At 70.3% G+C, this 3,752-nt stretch carries 4 protein-coding genes and 1 pseudogene; all 5 read right to left on the bottom strand.

Annotated features, from left to right (window positions below; all coding sequences use genetic code 11):
- Positions 1-191: pseudogene (locus P3H78_RS32950) on the bottom strand (cytochrome P450); the annotation flags it as partial.
- A gap of 17 nt (positions 192-208) precedes the next feature.
- Positions 209-733 carry a GTP-binding protein gene (locus tag P3H78_RS32945; protein WP_438828081.1) on the bottom strand — a complete coding sequence of 175 codons (525 nt, stop codon included), beginning with the start codon at positions 731-733 and terminating at the stop codon, positions 209-211.
- A 25-nt stretch (positions 734-758) separates the two neighbouring features.
- The gene (locus P3H78_RS32940) at positions 759-1,151 is read right to left on the bottom strand and encodes a DUF742 domain-containing protein (RefSeq protein ID WP_018520079.1); all 393 of its coding nucleotides are present in this window, start codon (positions 1,149-1,151) and stop codon (positions 759-761) included.
- Entirely contained in the window at positions 1,148-1,627 is a 480-nt protein-coding gene (locus P3H78_RS32935; protein ID WP_276112846.1) for a roadblock/LC7 domain-containing protein, read from the bottom strand. The genes P3H78_RS32940 and P3H78_RS32935 overlap by 4 nt, the downstream gene beginning before the upstream one ends.
- A gap of 14 nt (positions 1,628-1,641) precedes the next feature.
- Positions 1,642-3,492: a hypothetical protein gene (locus tag P3H78_RS32930; protein WP_276112845.1), complete on the bottom strand. Its 1,851-nt coding sequence runs from the start codon at positions 3,490-3,492 to the stop codon at positions 1,642-1,644.
- Positions 3,493-3,752: the final 260 nt, after the last annotated feature.

Genomic DNA, 3,752 nt, shown 5'->3' with positions numbered 1-3,752 from the left:
CCGCCCTCGGACGCGAAGACGTCGGGGTTCTTGAGGATCGCGGCGATGTCGGCGTGCCGGGGTATCGCCCATACGCCGTACTCCTCCAGGAGCACGGCGGCGCCGGAGCCCCGCAGGCCGCCGTACGAGGGGTAGGGGTCGGCCAGGACACGGTCGTCGAACAGGGGGAGGGAGCTGGAGGGGGCGGACATGGTGGGACCTCCGGGTCTCAGGCGGTGGCGGGCTGGGTGATCCGGTATTCCAGGAGCTTGATCAACGCGAGGGTGCTGGAGCCGGACTCGCGGGCGTCCAGCTGAAGCAGGGGAACGTGGGCCGGCAGTTGCAGGGCCGTGCGCAGGTCGGTCTGGCTGTAGGCCGGGGCACCGTCGAAGCGGTTGACGGCGACTATGTAGGGCGCGCTGCGGTCCTCGAAGAAGTCGATGCTGGGGAAGGAGTCCTGCAGCCGTCGGGTGTCGGCGAGGACGACGGCGCCCAGGGCGCCGCGGATCATGGCGTCCCACATGAACCAGAACCGGTCCTGGCCAGGGGTTCCGAACACGTACAGCGGGACGCCGTCGACGGTGCGCCGGCCGAAGTCGAAGGCCACGGTGGTGGTGGTCTTGGTGTCCACCCCGGCGGTGTCGTCGATGCCGAGACTGGCTGCGGTCAGGACCGCTTCGGTGTTCAGCGGCTCGATCTCGCTCACCGCGCCGACGAACGTGGTCTTGCCGACGCCGAAGCCGCCGGCGACCACGACCTTGACGGGTGCGGGAGAAGGTTCAGTTGGCACGCCGAGTCCCCTTGATGTCTTCCTGGTATTGGGCTTTGAGGCCGTTGAGTACGCGTGTGATGAGGCCGTAGCTGACATTGTCGAGACGCGACATGTCTGCCGGGGCCTGGAGGGTGACAAGGCGCAGGCGGTCGAGATCCGCGACCAGGACGGTGATGACGCCCACGGGCAGTTGGAGAAGTCCCGCGAGCTCGGAGACAGCTCTCGATGACTCCGAGCACAGCCGCAGGACGCTCAAGTGCGTTTCGCTCAAGGGCTGTTCATGGCGGGCGCCGCTCACGGTGATCTGCGTGTCGATGGTTAGACCGGCGGTCGGGGCCTGGATGCGGCCCCCGGTCCCGGCGTACGGCCGGGACCGGCGGCCACCAGGTGGCGTCGTCACCCGGGCTGCTGGCCGGCCGGGGCCACCTTGGCCTGGGCGAGCGCCAGCTCACGGCGGTCGACATCGAGCATGTCGCCGAGGTCGTTGGCCAAGTGGGTCACCGCGTATCCGAGGGTTCCGAGGTGGGCCTGCGCCTTCGCCTGGAGGGCGATCACGCAGTACTGGCCGGCGCGGGCGGTGACGGACCAGCCGTCCTCCATCTCCACGACGGTCCGGGTCACCGCTCCGCCCTGCTGCTTCTGGGCCTGCTGCCCGGCGAGGCCGGCCATGCCGGAGGCGAGGGCGCTGAGGTGTTCCCCGAACGCCTGGCGGGCGTTGGCCGCGTCCTGCGGCGTCTGCGCCGGGAAGTCCTGGGCCGGCCATCCGCTGAGGTAGCGGTGGATGCCGTCCTCGGTGACCACGACGGCGCCCAGGACGTGCGGAATCTGTGCGATGCGCTCGTCGAGGATGCGCTGGATCTCGGGGTTCGGGTTCATCGGGGAATCGGTCCTTACTGGGTCGGGTGCTGGTGGTGGGGCTGCGGGGCGCTGTCCTGGAAGGCATCCCACTGGCTGGCTACCTCCTGGGGGTCGGACAGGGCCGTGGCCCGCGGACGCGGGAGCTGGCTTCCGTCGCGCAGGACGGCAGGGATGTGCTCTCCCGCTCTGCGCTGAGGCAGTTGGGCGGCGTTGGGGTCGGTAGCAGCGGGGAAGGTCTGCTCGCCGTGGTGGAGCCGCTGTCGTTCCGCATGGGCCGCTGCCGGATCTGCCGCGGGAATCGGTGCCGGAGCCGAGGGGCGTCGACGGGGCAGATGGTCCTGGGGTCCTTGGACCGGAGTCTGCGTCGACGGACGCGGAGGAGAGCCGGGAGCCATCTGCGGGCGCTGCCGGGGCGGCGCTGCCGCGGGGTTGTTCCTCATGAGCGCCGGGGCCTCGATCAGCACGATCGCTGTGATGCCGCGGTAGGGCGAGGGGCGCAGAGAGACGTGCAGGTGGTGGTGGCCGGCATGGTGCGCCACCACGAACATTCCGAGCTGGCCATTGCGGCTGGCCATCGCCTCGAAGGTCGCCGGGTCGTGGTGGCTCAGCGCCTTGTTCGCCGCCTCGATCGCGTCCTGGGCCATGCCGAAGCCGGCGTCCTCGACCTCCAGCGCGACACCGTGCACCGCCGTGCGGCTGCGGACGACGACCTGGGCGGTCGACTTGTTCAGTCCGTTGTCGAGGAGGGCGGCCACCACCCTCACCACGCCGGCGACGTGCTCGGGAGTCACGTAGTGGGTGTCGGTGACGTTGTTGTCCACGCGCCTGGCCGCACCGGTCTCCACGGCTGCGTCGTTGACGATGTCGAGCAGGGTCTTCGGCTCGGAGTAGAGGACGCGGTTGTCGATGGCTCCGACCAGCACGCCGACGTGCTCCTGGTGGCGGCGGGCTGCGGTGACCGCTCCGTCGATTCGGACGAGCTCTTCCAGCAAGGAGGGGTGGACGTCCTGCCGGGTCATCACCTGCTCCAGGTGCCCGAGCCCCTGGCCGATGTGGCCGAGGGTCCGCTGCGTCGAGGCCGACATGAAGGCACCGATCCCTCGACGGTCGGCGGCCTGGTGCGCTGCCTGGCGCACGGCGGTGCGCTGCGCGCCGACGAGCGCGGCCGCGACGTGCCCGAACTCGTCCTCGTGGCGCGGATCGGGGAACTCCGCCTCGGCATCGACCAGCTCACCTCGCCGTAGCCGGTTCACCACGTCCGGGAGGCGCTGCGCGCCGTCCTCCGTCTGGGCACGCAGTTGCCGCAGCCGGGCGGAGATGGACCGGATCAGCCACACGATGAGTGCGGCGATCGCGAGGATGGCGGCCAGGAGAACGGCTCCCTGGATGACCACCTGGGTGCGGATCTCGTCCGCCCGCTGGAAGCCGTGCGCGAGCAAGCCCTGGGTGCGCTTCAGGTTCAGGGCCGCAATCTGGCCACTGACCTGCCCGTAGGCGGTATCCCAGCGCGCGAGGGCCGCCGGATCGCCGATCTTCTCCTTGCCGAGGTCATCGGTCGGCGGGGTGAGTACCGACCGCTGAGCTGCCTGGAGCTGACCCCAGGCCGTGCTGGAGGTGATCTTGTCGTAGAGCGTCTTCTCCGACGCGGGGAGGTAGGGGGCGATCCACCGCTCGTACATGACCTGCTGGGTCCCGTACGCTTCCGCGAAGGCGACCCGGTGATCGGCCGTCATCGTCCCGGAGTCGCGGGCCTGCCTCACCGCGTCCGGGGCGGCGCCCATGTCCTCGACGATCCGTTCCAGGCGGGGTAGCTGGCGACGCAGCCCCACGAGGAGCAGCGTGACTCCTGCGTCGTCTCCGGGCAGCGGCAGCGTTCTGATCACCCGTGCCACAAGGTCTTCGACGGTGTGTACGACGCTCAGAGGCCGCCGGGGCCGCCACCATGCGCGGAGACCGTTGGGCGTCGGCCGCAGTGCCGGTAACACGTTGTCTCCGATCTGGGGGTTCCTCGTGGCGACGATCACGAGGCTCGCCTCCGGGTGCGGTCCAGCTCCGTCCAGACGGTCTTGCCACTTCCGGCCGGATCGGCCTCCACGCCCCAGCGGTCGGAGAGTGCGTCGACGAGGAAGAGCCCCCGGCCGCT

The organism is Streptomyces tropicalis (genome assembly GCF_029269835.1).
GTDB lineage: Bacteria > Actinomycetota > Actinomycetes > Streptomycetales > Streptomycetaceae > Streptomyces > Streptomyces tropicalis.
This window is presented reverse-complemented; position numbering and strand designations above follow the sequence as displayed.